The organism is Sphingomonas sp., assembly GCF_017744835.1.
GTDB lineage: Bacteria > Pseudomonadota > Alphaproteobacteria > Sphingomonadales > Sphingomonadaceae > Sphingomonas.
On record NZ_JAGIAM010000006.1, the window covers coordinates 1 to 14,675 of the forward strand.

Genomic DNA, 14,675 nt, shown 5'->3' on the forward strand with positions numbered 1-14,675 from the left:
ACTCGGACGTGAAACCAGACAGCGCCGATGGTACTATCGCCTAAGCGATGGAAGAGTAGGTCGCCGCCAGGCATTGCAGCCTGCGTTAGCTCGCACGTTGGACCAAAACCCATTCACGAACATCCCCGTCAGGGGATCCGCATTGGCGCGGGGTGGAGCAGTCCGGTAGCTCGTCAGGCTCATAACCTGAAGGTCACAGGTTCAAATCCTGTCCCCGCAACCAACGCCATGAAACAACGCCGCCCTTCGAGGCGGCGTTTTCGTTTGGGGCCGAGCTCGCCCGATCGCGATCTCGCCACCTTCCCAGCCAGCAGCACTGCCTGAAAAGCGCTACGCATCCGGCCGCGCGCGCCGGAGCGCGGGGCCGCCCCTTGTCCCGCCCCCGCCTAACGCGGCTTTCCCGTTTCTGACGATTCTATCGCGGGTCGGGTTGGTTTCGGCGAACGATTTTGAGTGCTAGAAGCAGCGCCCCGGCGGCGAGCAGGATGATGCCGCCCACGGTAAGCCGGCCTGATTGCTGCACGACGCCGATCGCCCCTACCACCAGGCCGACCAGTATCAGCAGCATGCCGAGAAGCTTTTTCGGCAGGAATATGGATGCGTCCGGTTGAGTCGCCATGTGCATGCTCCTTCGAAGCGTGCCGATCCTCCCGCTCAATCGACCCCGAAGCAATGCGGGAAAACCCTGCCGGAGCGCGGGTTATGTTCGGGGCGCCTCCGCCGCCTCGCGCACGGCCAGCCAGAGTGCATGCTCGGCCCGCGCGTCGGCGAGTGCACGGTGCGCCGGCGGGCCGGAAAGCCGCGCCTCGACCCGTGCGACCAATGCGGCGGCGGCTGCCTCGAGCTCGGCCGCGGGCACCGTGTCACGGAGCCCGTCCCGCGCGGCGTCGAGCAAGGCGTCGTCGCTGTCGGCGAGCCGCAAGCTGCGCCGCGGCAAGCCGGCTGCGCGGAGCAGCGCGCTGAGCCATTTGCCGTCCCACGACGGCGCGCTCGCGCGCAGATCGTGCCCGCTCAGCTCGGCGACCATCCGCTCCGCCACGACCCCATGCGGCGTGCCGTCGCGCTCGAGCGTTGCGCGATCGATCCCGTGGATCGCCTCCGCCACCGGATCCCAGTCGGTCCAGGCGGGCGCGGGGCGGATCAGATGCGCTTCCTCGCGACCGTCCTCGAACACCCAGGCGACCTCGACCGGATAGCTCCGCTTGGACAGCGACGAGGCTTCGAAGTCGAGAAAGACCAGCATCGCTTCCACAACCTCCGCCAAGGCCGCGCGGCTCCCGATTGACGCCGCGCCATGGATCGCCGCATGGCAGCGACCGAGCACCAGGGGGACATCATGACAGGCTGGACGATCGGAATCATCGGCGGATCGGGGCTGTACGACGTCGGCGGCGTGGAGGACGGACATTGGGTCCGCACCGACAGCCCTTGGGGTGCGCCCTCGGACGATTGTTTCGTGGGCCGCGTCGGCCATGCCCGGGTGGTGTTCCTACCCCGCCACGGCCGCGGCCACCGGATCAGCCCCTCCGAGCTCAACGCGCGCGCCAATATCGACGTACTCAGGCGCCTGGGCGTCACCGACGTGCTCGCCATCTCCTCGGTCGGCAGCCTGGCCGAGGAGCGCGCGCCGGGCAGCTTCACGATCGTCGACCAGTTCATCGATCGCACCAAGGGCCGGCCGTCGAGCTTCTTCGGGAGCGGCATGGTGGCACATGTCTCGATGGCCGATCCGGTCTGCCCGCGGCTCTCGGCGCTTGCCGCCGAGGCATCGCGCGCGGCGGGCGCCGAGACGCATGTCGGGGGCACCTATCTGGCGATGGAGGGGCCGCAATTCTCGACGCGGGCCGAAAGCCACCTCTACCGCAGCTGGGGCTGCCAGGTGATCGGCATGACCGCCATGCCCGAGGCCAAGCTCGCGCGCGAGGCCGAGCTTCCCTATGCGCTGGTTGGCATGGTCACCGACTACGACTGCTGGCGCGAGGGCGAGGAGGCCGTCGACGTCGCGCAGGTGATCGCCCAGCTCTCCGCCAATGCCGCCAAGGCACGCGCGCTGGTGATGCACCTGCTGCTGAACCTGCCCGAGGAGCGCCCGGCCTCGCCGATCGACACCTGCCTCGACACTGCGCTGATCACCGCGCCGGCAGCCCGCGACCCGGCGCTGATCGCCAAGCTCGACGCGGTCGCCGGGCGCGCGCTCGGCTGAGCCGCCTCAGCGCTTCTTCACGAACTCCGCGCGCAGCACGAGACCCTTGATGCCCTCGAACCGGCAGTCGATCTCCTGATCGTCGCCGGTGAGGCGGATCGACTTGATCACCGTGCCGCGCTTGAGCGTCTGGTTGGCGCCCTTGACCTTCAGGTCCTTGATCAGCGTCACGCTGTCGCCGTCGGCGAGCAGATTGCCGACCGAATCGCGCACCTCGACCTGATCGCCGGCAGAAGCCGCGCCGGCCTGGTCCGCAGGCACCCATTCGCCGGTCGCTTCGTCATAGACATAGTCTTCGCCGCTCATCGCGGATTCTCCCTCAAATGAAAAAGGGAGGGGATCGCCCCTCCCTTTCCCTTGTTCCCTGGTTCGCGCCCTCAGGCGGCGAGGTTGCGCAGCACGTACTGCAGGATGCCGCCGTTGAGGAAATATTCGAGCTCGTTGACCGTATCGATGCGGCAGCGGGTCAGGAAAGTCTCGCTGCTGCCGTCGGCGCGGGTGAGCTTCACTTCCACGTCCTGGCGCGGGCGCAGGCCCGCGACGCCGGTGATGGTGAAGGTCTCGCTGCCGTCGAGCTTGAGCGTCTCGCGCGTCACGCCCTCGGCGAACTGGAGCGGGAGCACGCCCATGCCGACGAGGTTCGAGCGGTGGATGCGCTCGAAGCTCTCGGTGATCACGGCGCGAACGCCGAGCAGGTTGGTGCCCTTGGCGGCCCAGTCGCGCGACGAACCGGTGCCATATTCCTTGCCCGCGACGATGACGAGCGGCGTGCCGTCGGCCTTGTGACGCATCGCGGCGTCGTAGATCGGCATCACCTGATCGCCATATTTGGTCATGCCGCCTTCGATGCCCGGCACCATCTCGTTCTTGATGCGGATGTTGGCGAAGGTGCCGCGGACCATGACTTCGTCGTTGCCGCGGCGCGCGCCGTAGCTGTTGAAGTCCTTCTTCGCCACCTGGTGCGCCTGGAGGAACGAGCCGGCGGGGCTGTCCGCCTTGATCGAGCCTGCCGGTGAGATGTGGTCGGTGGTGATCGAATCGCCCAGGATCGCGAGCGGCTTGGCCTCGATGATGTCCTGCACGGGGGCGGGAGTCATCGTCATGCCCTCGAAATAGGGCGGGTTGTGGATGTAGGTCGAGCTGGTCGGCCAGCTGTAGGTATCCGAACCCGTGACGGTGATGCCCTGCCAGTGGCGGTCGCCCAGATAGACGTTGCCGTAGCGCGAGCGGAACATGTCGTCGTCGATGTTGGCGGCGATCAGGCCCTGGATCTCTTCGTTCGAGGGCCAGATGTCCTTGAGGAAGACCGGGCCGTTGGTGCCCTCGCCGAGCGGCGTCTCGTACATGTCCTCGGTCACCGTGCCCTTGAGCGCATAGGCGACGACGAGCGGCGGCGAGGCGAGGAAGTTGGCGCGCACGTCGGGCGAGACGCGGCCTTCGAAGTTGCGGTTGCCCGAGAGGACCGACGCCGCGACGATGTCGTTGGCGTTGATCGCCTGGCTGATCGGCTCGGCGAGCGGGCCCGAGTTGCCGATGCAGGTGGTGCAGCCGTAACCGACGAGGTTGAAGCCGATCGCGTCGAGATCCTCGGTGAGGCCGGCCTTGTTGAGATAGTCGGTGACCACCTGGCTGCCGGGGGCGAGCGAGGTCTTGACCCAGGGCTTGCGCGTCAGGCCGAGCGCGCGCGCCTTGCGGGCGACCAGGCCCGCGGCGATCAGCACCGAGGGGTTGGAGGTGTTGGTGCAGCTGGTGATCGCGGCGATCACCACGTCGCCGTCGCCGATGTCGTGGTCCTTGCCCTCGACTGCGACGCGCGCCGGGCGCTCCTTCTTGTAGACCTTGGTGAGGTCGCCGTTGAACACTTCGTCCACGGCGTCGAGGCCGACGCGGTCCTGCGGGCGCTTGGGGCCGGCGAGGCTCGGCTTGACCGTCGCCATGTCGAGCTCGAGCGTGTCGGTGAAGATCGGATCGACGCTGTCGACCGAATGCCACATGCCCTGCGCCTTGGCATAGGCCTCGACCAGCGCGACGGTCTCCTCGGGGCGGCCCGTGAGGCGCATGTAATCGAGCGTCTTGTCGTCGATCGGGAAGAAGCCGCAGGTCGCGCCATATTCGGGCGCCATGTTGGCGATCGTCGCACGATCCGCGAGCGTCATCGAGTGGAGGCCGGGGCCGTAGAATTCGACGAAGCGGCCGACCACGCCCTTAGCGCGCAGCATCTGGGTGACGGTGAGCACCAGGTCGGTGGCGGTGATGCCTTCCTGCAGCGCGCCGGTCAGCTTGAAGCCGACCACCTCGGGGATGAGCATCGAAACGGGCTGGCCCAGCATCGCGGCCTCCGCCTCGATGCCGCCCACGCCCCAGCCGAGAACGCCGAGGCCGTTGACCATCGTCGTGTGGCTGTCGGTGCCGACGAGCGTGTCCGGATAGGCGATCGTGCTGCCGTCGGCGGCCTCGGACGACCAGACCGAGCGCGCGATATATTCGAGGTTCACCTGGTGGCAGATGCCGGTGCCCGGCGGAACCACCGAGAAATTGTCAAGCGCCTTCGAGCCCCATTTGAGGAACTCGTAGCGCTCGAGATTGCGCTCATATTCGAGCTCGACGTTCGCCTCGAACGCCTTGGGATTGCCGAACTCGTCGACCATCACCGAGTGGTCGATGACGAGGTGGACGGGAACCTGCGGATTGATCTTGGCGGCGTCGCCGCCGAGCTTGGTGATCGCGTCGCGCATCGCCGCGAGGTCGACCACGCAGGGAACGCCGGTGAAGTCCTGCATCAGCACGCGCGCCGGGCGATACTGGATCTCGCGGTTCGAGCGCGCGTCCTTCTGCCAGTCGACGATCGCCTGCGCGTCGTCCTTGGTGACGGTCACGCCGTCGTCGAAGCGCAGCATGTTCTCGAGCAGCACCTTCATCGAGAAGGGCAGCCGGCTGACGTCGCCGAGCTTCGCGGCGGCCTTGGGCAGCGAATAATAGCTGTAGGTCTTGCCGCCGACATCCAGCGTGTCGCGGGTGCCGAGCGTGTCGTTGCCAATGGCGGTCATGGGCGCGGGTTCCTTCCCTGTCTGTCCGGTCCCGGGCGCTCGGGGAGGCGGCAGTGGCCGCGCGGGCGCGCTGGGAGATGTGCGAATGCCAAGATTCGGGTGCGCCTTAGCGCGGGACTCGGGCGGGGGGAAGGGTTGCGGGGCGCCGCGCGCGATCCTTCCGCGAAGTCGGCGGCCCGATGGCCGCTGCAGGCGTGGTGCCCGGGGGCTCCCACCAAGAGGGAATTGGCGGTTTTGCGGGCCATGCGGTTGCACGTTCTGCAACCAATTCTGCAAACCATTGCAGTTGCAGGAAAGGCAAGCCCCGGCCAAATGACGTTCATGCTGCACCGCAGCAAAGATCATCATCACAGGGGTTTCGAGATGTTGTCGCTGATCGCGCTCTACATCGAGCATCGTCGCGCCGCGCGCTGAGCCGCGCTACGCACGCAGCTTCGATGCATGAAGAAAAAGGGGGAGCGGCGACGCTCCCCCTTTTCGTTTTCAGCCTCTTCCTGACCGGTTCAGACTTGCTCGCCTTGGGTCCGCGTGCCCGGCGCGGCGGGCTCGGCGAGCTGCTTCTCGCCGGCGAGCGCATGGCCCATCTCGTCCTGGCCGATCGTGTCGAGGTGCATCAGCCGGGTGATCAGCCAGCTGACGGGGATGGCGACAACGCCGATCAGGATCGTGCCCCAGCCGATCCAGCTATAGACGACGAGCACTTGATCGGGGTTGGCGCCCTCGGTCATCTTGGCGATCTGCGCGGCGAGGAAATTGCCCGCGGCGGTGCCCAGGAACCAGGTGCCCATCATCAGCCCGACCATCGAGCGGACCGACAGGCGCGTCATGCTCGAAAGCCCCACCGGCGAAAAGCACAGCTCCGCGGTCGAGTGGAGGAGGTAGAGGAGGATGATGAAGCTCATCGGAGTCATCGCGTCGCCGCGGCCCGCGCCCCAGACGAGCACGACGAAGCCGAGGCCGACCTGGATCAGGCCGAGCGCGAACTTGAGCGGGGCGCTGGGCTCGAGCCCGCGCTTGCCGAGCCAGACCCAGAGCGCGCCGAACAGCGGCGCCAGCGTGATGATCCAGAAGCTGTTGACCGACTGGAACCAGCTCGCGGGCATTTCCCAGCCGAACAGGTGACGGTCGACGCGCTCGTCGGTGAAGATGTTGAGCGACGAGCCGGTCTGCTCGAACAGCGCCCAGAAGAGCGGGCAGAGCAGGATCAGGTAGAGGGCGGCGAAGACGCGGTTGCGCTCTACCTTGGGCAGGGTGAACAGCGAGCGGTAGAAGATGTAGAGGAAGGTGATGCCGAAGCAGGCGAGCAGCAGCGTGCCGACCAGGCCTTCGTCACGGATCAGCCACCAGCAGAGCGCCACGCCGGCGAGCGCGCCCAGATAGATCGCCCATTCGCGCGAAACGCCGATCGCGGAGCGCGCGCGCAGCAGCACCGGGTCGATCGGATCGCCCGAGCCGTGGAGCTCGCTGCGGAACAGCACGAAGACGACGAGACCGAGCAGCATGCCGACGCCCGCGGCGCCGAAGCCCCACGACCAGCCGACGCGCTCGCCGAGATAGCCGACGATGATCGGCCCGATCAGCGCCCCCAGGTTGATCCCCATGTAGAAGATCGAGAAGGCACCATCGCGCCGCACGTCGTCCCGGGGGTAGAGCTGGCCGACGAGCACCGAGATATTCGCCTTGAGGAAGCCCGTTCCGACGATGATGAACGCCAGGCCGGCGTAGAAGCCGTTGAGGTAGAATCCCTGCTCGCCCTGCGGTCCCTCGACGAGCGCGATCAGCAGATGGCCGATCGAGATCAATATGCCGCCGGCCAGCACCGCCTTGCGTGCGCCCAGATATTTGTCGGCCAGATAGCCGCCGATCACCGGGGTGATGTAGACCATCGAAGTATAGGCGCCGTAGACGGCGTAGGCGGGGTCCTTGGCGAACAGAAAGTGCTTGGTGAGGTAGAAGATCAGGATCGCCCGCATGCCGTAGTAGGAGAAGCGCTCCCACATCTCGGCGAAGAACAGCATATAGAGGCCGCGGGGATGGCCCAGGAACGTCTTGACGGGGGCGGGGAGCTGCCCGCCGGCTGCTGTGGTGGCCATGCGACCCATGCACCTTTCGAATTCTTGTCGGGCCCTGCAAGGGGCCAAAGCGAGGCAGACTAGCGGCGAATCGGGCGCTGTGAAGCCCGGTTGTTGCGCATGTTACCAATTGATAGGGCTGGAAAATGACCTTCAACGACCGTTCGACGCCGCTCACGCTCCTCAAGACCCGCCGCTCGGGCAAGCCGCGAGATCTGGCGGCGCCGGGGCCGAGCCCGGAGCAGCTGCGCGAGATGGCGACGATCGCCGCGCGCACGCCCGATCACGGCAAGCTCGCGCCGTGGCGCTTCGTGATCGTGCCCGAGGCGCTGCGCCCGGCGCTCGCCGAGAAGCTGGTGGCGATCCAGCGCGCCGGGAAGCCGGACGCGACCGAGCGCGACGCCGAGGCGACGGTGCAGTTCGTCACGCAGGCGCCCGCGCTGGTGGTGGTGCTCTCGGCGCCGCACGAAGAGCACAAGATCCCGCTGTGGGAGCAGCAGCTCTCGGCCGGGGCGGCGTGCATGAACCTGCTCCATGCCGCGCATGCGATGGGGTTCGCGGGCGGCTGGCTCACCGGCTGGGCGGCCTATTCGGACGCCGTGCGCGACTTGTTCGGCGCCGCGCCGCAGCGGATCGCGGGGTTCGTCTTCATCGGCACGCCGTCGCGTCCGCTCGAGGAGCGCCCGCGCGGCGAACTGTCCGAAATCGTGCACGAATGGACTCTTGATGCTGGACCCGCCGGCTGATTGGTGTATTAAACCAGCATGACAGCGCTCGAGCACGAAGACAGTCCGGTCTATCTGAAGCTCCGCGCCAGCATCGCTGCGGCGATCCTGCGGGGCGAGTACAAGGCAGGGGACCAGCTCCCCTCGGTCCGCGCGCTCGCGGCCGAGCATGGCGCCAACCCGCTGACCGTCGCCAAGGCCTATCAGAGCTTCCAGGACGACGACTATGTCGAGGTCCGGCGCGGCGTGGGCATGTTCGTGCTGCCGGGCGCGGTCGAGCGGCTGCGGCTGGCCGAGCGCGAGCGTTTCCTGACCGGCTATTGGCCGCGCGTGCGCGAGCATATCGCGCTGCTCGGGCTCGACGTGCAGGAGCTGCTGGACCGCGAGCTCGCCTGAAGCCGCGGCCATGCTCGTGATCACCGGCACCTTCCGCGTGCCTGCCGACAGGCTCGCAGACGCCCGCCCGGCGATGGCCGCGATGATCGCCGCCAGCCGCGCCGAGCCGGGTTGCCTCCATTACAGCTATGGTGAGGACGTGCTCGAGCCCGGGCTGATCCATGTCGTCGAACATTGGACGACGCGCGAGGCGCTGGCGGCGCATGCCGCCTCCGTGCACATCCAGGCCTGGCGCGCCGCCTGGCCCGCGCTGGGGATCGGCGAGCGCGACCTAACGCTGTTCGAGGCGGACGGGGGCAGCGCGATCTGAGACCTCAGACCGCGAAATCTTCGGCGTCGATCGCATAGAGCACGTCCGCCCTGGCCATCGCCGCGGCTCGCAGCCCCAGTGCTTCGGGGACGATCTGCTCGACATAGAAGCGCGCCGCCGCCGCTTTCATGCCCAGGAACCTGGGGTCGCCCTCGCTGCGCGCGGCGACGCGGCCCTGTTCCTCCATCAGCCAGCCGCAGACTGCGACCGAGAGCATGGTGAGGAACGGATAGCTCGCGGCGAGCCGGTCGTCGGTCTCCGATACCAGCAGGTTGCGCGCGACTTCCTCGCAGGCCTCGATGAGCTGGAGCAGCTCGGCGTTCTCGGCATCGCCCCGCATCTCCGCCAGCAGCGCGATCAGCGTGGCGCCATTGTCCATGCTCAGCTTGCGCCCGACGAGATCGGCGGCCTGGATGCCGTTGGTGCCTTCGTAGATCGGCGTGATCCGCGCGTCGCGGAAATGCTGGGCGGCGCCGGTCTCCTCGATATAGCCCATGCCGCCATGGACCTGGATGCCGAGCGATGCGACTTCGTTGCCGAGGTCGGTGCCATGCGCCTTGGCGAGCGGAGTGAGCAGCTCGACGCGCTTCTCCGCTGCGGCATCGCCGGCGCGGGCGCGGTCGAGCTGGCCGAAGGCGTAATAGACCAGCGCGCGCGCGGCCTGCGTCTGCGCCTTCATGCGCAGCAGCATGCGGCGCACGTCGGGATGCTCGACGATCGCGACGCTTTCGCGGCTGGCCGAGCCCGCGCGGGGCGACTGGATGCGCTCGCGGGCATAGGCGACCGCGCGCTGGGTAGCGCGCTCGGCGACCTGCACGCCCTGCAGGCCGACGTTGAGCCGCGCGTTGTTCATCATCGTGAACATCGCGCGGATGCCGCCCATTTCGGGGCCGACCAGCTCGCCGATGCAATCGTCGTGATCGCCGAAGCTCAGCACGCAGGTGGGCGAGGCGTGGAGGCCCATCTTGTGCTCGATCGACACCACCCGCACGTCGTTGAAGGTGCCGGGCGTGCCGTCGGTATTCAGCCGGTATTTGGGGACGAGGAAGAGCGAGATGCCCTTGGTGCCCGCCGGCGCATCGGGCGTGCGGGCGAGGACGAGATGGACGATGTTGTCGGCCATGTCGTGGTCGCCGAACGAAATGAAGATCTTGGTGCCCTTGATCTTCCACTTGCCGTCACCGACCGGCTCGGCGCGGGTCTTGAGCGCGCCGACGTCGCTGCCGGCCTGCGGCTCGGTGAGGTTCATCGTGCCGGTCCATTCGCCGGTCGCGAGCTTGGGAAGGTAGAGCGCCTGCTGCTCGGGGGTGCCGTGGTGCGTCAGTGCCTCGATCGCGCCGACGGTGAGGATCGGTGCCAGCGCGAAGCCCATGTTCGCGCTGCCCAGCGTCTCGAGCACTGCGGCCGACAGGCTGACCGGCAGCCCCTGTCCGCCGAATTCGGCCGGCGAGCCGATCGTGCCCCAGCCGCCCTCGACATAGGCGCGATAGGCCTCGGCGAAGCCGGCGGGCATCTTCACGCCGTCCTCGGTCCATTTGGGGCCGTCCGTATCGCCCAGCCGCTCGAGCGGCGCCCATTCGCCCGCCGCGAACTGGCCTGCCCCCTCGAGCACGGCTTCGGCCATTTCCGCGGCGTCGGGTGCGATCTCGCCGAGGCGGACGAGGTGATCGAGGACGAAGCGCTGCTCGGCGGTGGCGGGGGTAAACATGGACTCTCTCTTGTCGTCTGGTTTTGCGCCGTATAGCGCCCGCCAGGTGAGCCCGACAAATCCGCGCATCTTACCCTACGGCGAGGCCGCGATCGCGGAAGCAGCGGCGGTGATTCGCGCCGGCGGGTGCGTCGCGGTGCCCACCGAGACGGTCTATGGCCTGGCCGCCGACGCAACCGATTCGCAGGCCGTGGCGGGCATCTATGCAGCCAAGGGGCGGCCGAGCTTCAATCCCCTGATCGTCCATGTGCCGGACCTGGAGGCGGCCGAGCTGGTCGCGGTGTTCGACGAGGACGCGCGCGCGCTCGCCCGGCGCTTCTGGCCGGGGCCGCTGACTCTGGTGCTGCCGGTGCGGCCCGAGGCGGGGATTTCGTCGCTGGTCACTGCGGGGCTCGACACGATCGCGCTTCGGGTGCCCGACCACCGCGCGATGCAGGCGCTGCTCGACGCATCGGGGCTGCCGCTCGCGGCACCCTCGGCCAACGCCAGCGGATCGATCTCGCCAACGCGCGCCGAGCACGTTGCCAAGAGCCTCGCCGGGCGCATTCCGCTGGTGATCGACGACGGCGCAACGCCTGCGGGGATCGAGTCGACGATCGTCCAGGGCCGGATCATCCTCCGCCCCGGTCCGCTGAGCCAGGCCGACCTGTTTCCCGGTACCGCGCCGATCCGGTCGGCGGCCGGGCCTCGGCCTTCGCCGACCGAAGCAATGACGTCGCCGGGCCAGCTCGAAAGCCACTACGCGCCGGCCAAGCCGCTGCGGCTGGGCGCGACCGAGCGCCGCGAAGGCGAATGGCTGATCGGCTTCGGCGCGGTTGCGGGGGACGACACGCTCTCGCCCGCGGGCGATCTCACCGAGGCTGCAGCCAATCTCTTCGACGCGCTCCACCGCGCCGATGCATCGCCCGCGGGCGCCATCGCCATCGCACCGATCCCGCAGGCCGGCATCGGCCTGGCGATCAACGACCGGCTCCGCCGCGCCGCGCACCCGCGCACGTAACAGCTATTTACCCTGTCGCCTCCCTGCCGGTGCGCTAGGATGCGCGCAGGTAATCGCGTGCCTTGGAGAAACAATCGCAGGAGAGGTGGCATGACCAACGTGCAGCGTGGACTTGCGGAGTTCATCGGGACCTTCTGGCTGGTGTTCGGCGGATGCGGAAGCGCCGTGCTCGCAGCGGCTTTCCCGGATGTCGGGATCGGCCTGCTCGGCGTCTCGCTCGCCTTCGGCCTCACCGTCCTCACCATGGCCTATTCGATCGGCCATATCTCGGGCTGCCACCTCAACCCCGCGGTGACCTTCGGGCTCTGGGCGGGCGGACGCTTTCCGGCCCGGGACATCCCGCTTTATGTGACCGCGCAGGTGCTCGGCGCGATCGTCGCGGCGCTGGTGCTGCGCTACATCGCGAGCGGCGCCGAGGGCTATGCCGGCGGCCTCGCCTCTAACGGCTTCGGCGAACATTCGCCGGGCGGCTATGCGCTGAGCTCAGGGCTGGTGATCGAAGTGGTGCTGACGCTCGGCTTCCTGCTCGTCATCATGGGATCGACGGACAGCCGCGCCCCCGCCGGCTTCGCGCCGATCGCGATCGGGCTGGCGCTGACGCTCATCCACCTGATCAGTATTCCGGTGACCAATACGTCGGTGAATCCGGCGCGCAGCACCGGGCCGGCGCTGATCGAGGGCGGGATCGCGCTCCAGCAGCTCTGGCTCTTCTGGGTGGCGCCGATCGTCGGCGGCGTGCTCGGCGGTCTGGTCTACAAGGCGCTGGGCGCCGAAGCCGCGAAGCGCCCGCCCGTCGAGGGCGAGCCGCTTCCGTCGGCTGTGGAGTAGGGTCTGGCGGTCGCGCTTACTGCGCGGCCGCGCCTTCGCGGGTGCGATTGGCGAAGCTCTTGCGGAGCTTGCGCAGCTTGGGCGGGATCACCGCCAGGCAATAGGGATTCCGCTGGCCTTCGCCCTGCCAATATTCCTGGTGATAGTCCTCGGCGGGCCACCACTCGCCTAGCGGCTCGATGGTGGTGACGATCGGCGCGGGCCAGTCCGGCTGGGCACGCGCGATCGCCGCGCGCGCTTCGGCTTCCTGCTCCGGCGTGTGCGGGAAGATCGCCGAACGGTACTGGGTGCCGATGTCGTTGCCCTGGCGGTTGAGCTGGGTCGGATCGTGCGTCGCCAGGAAGATGTCGAGCAGCTCGCCATAGCTGATCTGGTCGGTGTCGAAGCTGACTCGGATCGCCTCGGCGTGGCCGGTGTCGCCGCTGCAGACTTCCTTGTAGGTCGGGTTGGCCTTGGTGCCGCCGATATAGCCGCTCTCGACCTTGGTGACGCCGATCACGTCGTTGAACACCGCTTCGGTGCACCAGAAGCAGCCGCCTGCCAGGGTCGCGGTTTCGGTCGTCATCAAAATCTCCTCACTTCGTCGCCACAAGATAAGGACGGCATGGCGCTCTGCAAACCGGGCGGTTAGTGCTGCGCCTGCGAAAAGGGAGACGGGAATGCGCGACGGTACGGTGCTGGTGACGGGCGGGGCGGGCTATATCGGCAGCCATGCGGTGCTCGCGCTGCTCGATGCGGGCTGGAAAGTTGTGGTGGTCGACAATCTGGTCACCGGCTTCGACTGGGCCGTGGACAAGCGCGCCCGGCTGGTCGTGGCCAACATCGAGGACGAGGCGACCGTCCGCCAGGCGATGCGCGACGAGGGCGTGATCGCGGTGATGCACTTCGCCGGATCGGTGGTGGTGCCGGAGTCGGTGAGCGACCCGCTCAAATATTATCGCAACAACACCGTCGCGAGCCGATCGCTGATCGAGAGCGCGGTCGCCGAGGGCGTGAAGCATTTCATCTTCTCCTCCACGGCCGCGACCTATGGCATCCCGGAGAAGGTGCCGGTCGCCGAGGACAGCCCCAAGTCGCCGATCAATCCCTATGGCATGTCCAAGCTGATGACCGAGTTCATGCTGCGCGACGTCGCCGCGGCGCACCCGATCAACTATTGCGCGCTGCGCTATTTCAACGTCGCCGGCGCCGATCCGCAGGGCCGCTCGGGCCAGTCGACCGCAGGCGCGACGCATCTGATCAAGATCGCGGCCGAGGCGGCGACGGGCAAGCGTGCCGCGGTCTCGGTGTTCGGCACCGACTTCGCGACCGAAGACGGCACCGGCGTGCGCGACTATATCCATGTCACCGATCTGGCGGCGGCGCATGTCGACGCGCTCGACCTGCTGATCGCACGGCCCGAGGAGAGCCATACGATGAACTGCGGCTATGGCCGCGGCTTCTCGGTGCTCCAGGTGCTCGACGCAGTCGATCGCGTGACCAACCGCAAGATCGAGCGCCGGCTGGAGGGGCGTCGCGCCGGCGATCCCGATGCGCTGGTCGCCGACAACAGCCGCATCCTGGCGACGCTGCCGTGGCGCCCGAAGCACGACGATCTGGAAGGGATCGTCAAGGATGCGCTGGCGTGGGAGCGAACGCTGGCCGAGCGGCAGGGCTGAGTCCTCGGGGGGCTCAGGACTTGCCGAACAGCTTGAGCTCGATTCCCCACCAGAGCAGCGCCCAGCAGCTTCCGAAGGCCCAGCCGGCGAGCACGTCGCTGGGCCAGTGGACCCCGAGATAGACGCGGCTGACCCCGATCAGTCCGACGAGCAGAATGGCGACGCCGAGCACGAAGCCGCGCATCCGCCAGCCGCGGAGGACGGGGAAGAGCAGAGTCGCCAGCGTCAGATAGACGATCGCGCTGTTGGCGGCGTGGCCGCTCGGGAAGCTGTGCGAGGCTTCCTGCATCAGCCGCTCGACCAGGTCGGGTCGCGAGCGGGCGATCAGCGCCTTGACCAGCGTGACGGCTAGCGCGCCGAGGCTGGTGGCGGCGAGGACGAGCAACGCCGAGCGGAAGCGGCGGCGCAGCGCGAGGAAGCAGGCGGTGACCAGCACCACCATCGTCAGCACCGTCGTGCTCCCGAGCGCGGTCACGTCGCGCACCGCCGAAGGCAGCCAGGCTGGTCCGACCGGTTGCCCGGGATGGCCGGGCACGCGCATCGCCTGCATTATCGCCCGGTCGATAGCCGCGGTGTCGCCCTCCATGATCTCATGGCCGAACCAGACCAGGCCCAGGAGCAGCAGCGCGACGGCGGCGAGCCCGACGATCGGCCAGGGGACGCGTCGCGACGCCGCCGCCTCGGGCTTCAGCGTCGCGACCGGATCGGGTGGACTCTCCATCCGCTCC

At 68.1% G+C, this 14,675-nt stretch carries 16 protein-coding genes and 1 tRNA gene; 9 read left to right on the forward strand and 8 right to left on the reverse strand.

Annotation, left to right across the window (positions count from 1 at the left end; translation table 11 throughout):
* Positions 1 to 146: 146 nt before the first annotated feature.
* Positions 147 to 223, forward strand: a tRNA-Met gene (locus tag J7500_RS16090).
* A 192-nt stretch (positions 224 to 415) separates the two neighbouring features.
* Here J7500_RS16090 and J7500_RS16095 read toward each other — a convergent pair.
* On the reverse strand, positions 416 to 619 hold the full coding sequence (locus J7500_RS16095; protein ID WP_294062965.1) for a hypothetical protein: 204 nt from the start codon (positions 617 to 619) through the stop codon (positions 416 to 418).
* A gap of 81 nt (positions 620 to 700) precedes the next feature.
* Positions 701 to 1,264 (reverse strand): transcriptional regulator, encoded by a 564-nt coding sequence (locus tag J7500_RS16100; RefSeq protein ID WP_294062966.1) that lies wholly within the window; start codon positions 1,262 to 1,264, stop codon positions 701 to 703.
* A 72-nt stretch (positions 1,265 to 1,336) separates the two neighbouring features.
* Between J7500_RS16100 and mtnP the strand changes: the two genes are divergently transcribed.
* Positions 1,337 to 2,203, forward strand: coding sequence for an S-methyl-5'-thioadenosine phosphorylase (mtnP, locus tag J7500_RS16105; RefSeq protein WP_294063324.1), 867 nt, complete (start codon positions 1,337 to 1,339; stop codon positions 2,201 to 2,203).
* 6 nt (positions 2,204 to 2,209) lie between these two features.
* Here mtnP and J7500_RS16110 read toward each other — a convergent pair whose 3' ends face one another.
* Together J7500_RS16110 and acnA are read right to left on the reverse strand one after the other, a co-directional pair.
* Entirely contained in the window at positions 2,210 to 2,509 is a 300-nt protein-coding gene (locus tag J7500_RS16110; protein WP_294062968.1) for a zinc ribbon domain-containing protein YjdM, read from the reverse strand.
* A gap of 71 nt (positions 2,510 to 2,580) precedes the next feature.
* Positions 2,581 to 5,250, reverse strand: a complete 2,670-nt coding sequence (gene acnA, locus J7500_RS16115) for an aconitate hydratase AcnA (RefSeq protein ID WP_294062969.1) — start codon at positions 5,248 to 5,250, stop codon at positions 2,581 to 2,583.
* A 225-nt stretch (positions 5,251 to 5,475) separates the two neighbouring features.
* Between acnA and J7500_RS16120 the strand changes: the two genes are divergently transcribed.
* Entirely contained in the window at positions 5,476 to 5,664 is a 189-nt protein-coding gene (locus J7500_RS16120; RefSeq protein WP_294062970.1) for a hypothetical protein, read from the forward strand.
* A gap of 89 nt (positions 5,665 to 5,753) precedes the next feature.
* On the opposite strand, the gene J7500_RS16125 is transcribed toward J7500_RS16120, so the two are convergent.
* Complete coding sequence (locus J7500_RS16125) at positions 5,754 to 7,343, reverse strand: peptide MFS transporter (protein ID WP_294062972.1); 1,590 nt, start codon at positions 7,341 to 7,343, stop codon at positions 5,754 to 5,756.
* 125 nt (positions 7,344 to 7,468) lie between these two features.
* Between J7500_RS16125 and J7500_RS16130 the strand changes: the two genes are divergently transcribed.
* From J7500_RS16130 to J7500_RS16140, 3 genes are read left to right on the forward strand one after another with little or no spacing between them, the layout of a single operon-like run.
* Positions 7,469 to 8,068, forward strand: coding sequence for a nitroreductase (locus J7500_RS16130; protein ID WP_294062973.1), 600 nt, complete (start codon positions 7,469 to 7,471; stop codon positions 8,066 to 8,068).
* Between the two features lie 18 nt (positions 8,069 to 8,086).
* Positions 8,087 to 8,443: a GntR family transcriptional regulator gene (locus J7500_RS16135; protein ID WP_294062974.1), complete on the forward strand. Its 357-nt coding sequence runs from the start codon at positions 8,087 to 8,089 to the stop codon at positions 8,441 to 8,443.
* Positions 8,444 to 8,453: 10 nt separating this feature from the next.
* Complete coding sequence (locus J7500_RS16140; RefSeq protein WP_294062976.1) at positions 8,454 to 8,753, forward strand: putative quinol monooxygenase; 300 nt, start codon at positions 8,454 to 8,456, stop codon at positions 8,751 to 8,753.
* Positions 8,754 to 8,757: 4 nt separating this feature from the next.
* Here J7500_RS16140 and J7500_RS16145 read toward each other — a convergent pair whose 3' ends face one another.
* A complete protein-coding gene (locus J7500_RS16145; RefSeq protein ID WP_294062977.1) occupies positions 8,758 to 10,461 on the reverse strand; it encodes an acyl-CoA dehydrogenase in 1,704 nt (567 codons plus the stop codon).
* On the opposite strand from J7500_RS16145, the gene J7500_RS16150 reads away from it, so the two are divergent.
* Together J7500_RS16150 and aqpZ are read left to right on the forward strand one after the other, a co-directional pair.
* On the forward strand, positions 10,460 to 11,461 hold the full coding sequence (locus J7500_RS16150; protein WP_294062979.1) for an L-threonylcarbamoyladenylate synthase: 1,002 nt from the start codon (positions 10,460 to 10,462) through the stop codon (positions 11,459 to 11,461). The genes J7500_RS16145 and J7500_RS16150 overlap by 2 nt on opposite strands.
* Positions 11,462 to 11,551: 90 nt before the next feature.
* Positions 11,552 to 12,289, forward strand: coding sequence for an aquaporin Z (gene aqpZ / locus J7500_RS16155; protein ID WP_294062981.1), 738 nt, complete (start codon positions 11,552 to 11,554; stop codon positions 12,287 to 12,289).
* Between the two features lie 16 nt (positions 12,290 to 12,305).
* Here the strand turns inward: aqpZ and msrA are convergent, their stop codons facing one another.
* Entirely contained in the window at positions 12,306 to 12,854 is a 549-nt protein-coding gene (gene msrA / locus J7500_RS16160) for a peptide-methionine (S)-S-oxide reductase MsrA (RefSeq protein WP_294062982.1), read from the reverse strand.
* Positions 12,855 to 12,948: 94 nt separating this feature from the next.
* Here msrA and galE point away from each other — a divergent pair, with 94 nt between their 5' ends.
* A complete protein-coding gene (gene galE / locus J7500_RS16165) occupies positions 12,949 to 13,947 on the forward strand; it encodes a UDP-glucose 4-epimerase GalE (RefSeq protein WP_294062984.1) in 999 nt (332 codons plus the stop codon).
* 13 nt (positions 13,948 to 13,960) lie between these two features.
* On the opposite strand, the gene J7500_RS16170 is transcribed toward galE, so the two are convergent.
* Positions 13,961 to 14,668, reverse strand: a complete 708-nt coding sequence (locus tag J7500_RS16170) for a phosphatase PAP2 family protein (protein WP_294062986.1) — start codon at positions 14,666 to 14,668, stop codon at positions 13,961 to 13,963.
* Positions 14,669 to 14,675 lie beyond the last annotated feature (7 nt).

Bases quoted from the DNA above. Each gene is read 5' to 3' on its own strand.
- J7500_RS16095 (WP_294062965.1), bottom strand. From the start codon at position 619: ATGGCGACTCAACCGGACGCATCCATATTCCTGCCGAAAAAGCTTCTC.
- mtnP (WP_294063324.1), top strand. From the start codon at position 1,337: ATGACAGGCTGGACGATCGGAATCATCGGCGGATCGGGGCTGTACGAC.
- J7500_RS16110 (WP_294062968.1), bottom strand. From the start codon at position 2,509: ATGAGCGGCGAAGACTATGTCTATGACGAAGCGACCGGCGAATGGGTG.
- acnA (WP_294062969.1), bottom strand. From the start codon at position 5,250: ATGACCGCCATTGGCAACGACACGCTCGGCACCCGCGACACGCTGGAT.
- J7500_RS16125 (WP_294062972.1), bottom strand. From the start codon at position 7,343: ATGGCCACCACAGCAGCCGGCGGGCAGCTCCCCGCCCCCGTCAAGACG.
- J7500_RS16130 (WP_294062973.1), top strand. From the start codon at position 7,469: ATGACCTTCAACGACCGTTCGACGCCGCTCACGCTCCTCAAGACCCGC.
- J7500_RS16135 (WP_294062974.1), top strand. From the start codon at position 8,087: ATGACAGCGCTCGAGCACGAAGACAGTCCGGTCTATCTGAAGCTCCGC.
- J7500_RS16140 (WP_294062976.1), top strand. From the start codon at position 8,454: ATGCTCGTGATCACCGGCACCTTCCGCGTGCCTGCCGACAGGCTCGCA.
- J7500_RS16150 (WP_294062979.1), top strand. From the start codon at position 10,460: ATGGACTCTCTCTTGTCGTCTGGTTTTGCGCCGTATAGCGCCCGCCAG.
- J7500_RS16145 (WP_294062977.1), bottom strand. From the start codon at position 10,461: ATGTTTACCCCCGCCACCGCCGAGCAGCGCTTCGTCCTCGATCACCTC.
- aqpZ (WP_294062981.1), top strand. From the start codon at position 11,552: ATGACCAACGTGCAGCGTGGACTTGCGGAGTTCATCGGGACCTTCTGG.
- msrA (WP_294062982.1), bottom strand. From the start codon at position 12,854: ATGACGACCGAAACCGCGACCCTGGCAGGCGGCTGCTTCTGGTGCACC.
- galE (WP_294062984.1), top strand. From the start codon at position 12,949: ATGCGCGACGGTACGGTGCTGGTGACGGGCGGGGCGGGCTATATCGGC.
- J7500_RS16170 (WP_294062986.1), bottom strand. From the start codon at position 14,668: ATGGAGAGTCCACCCGATCCGGTCGCGACGCTGAAGCCCGAGGCGGCG.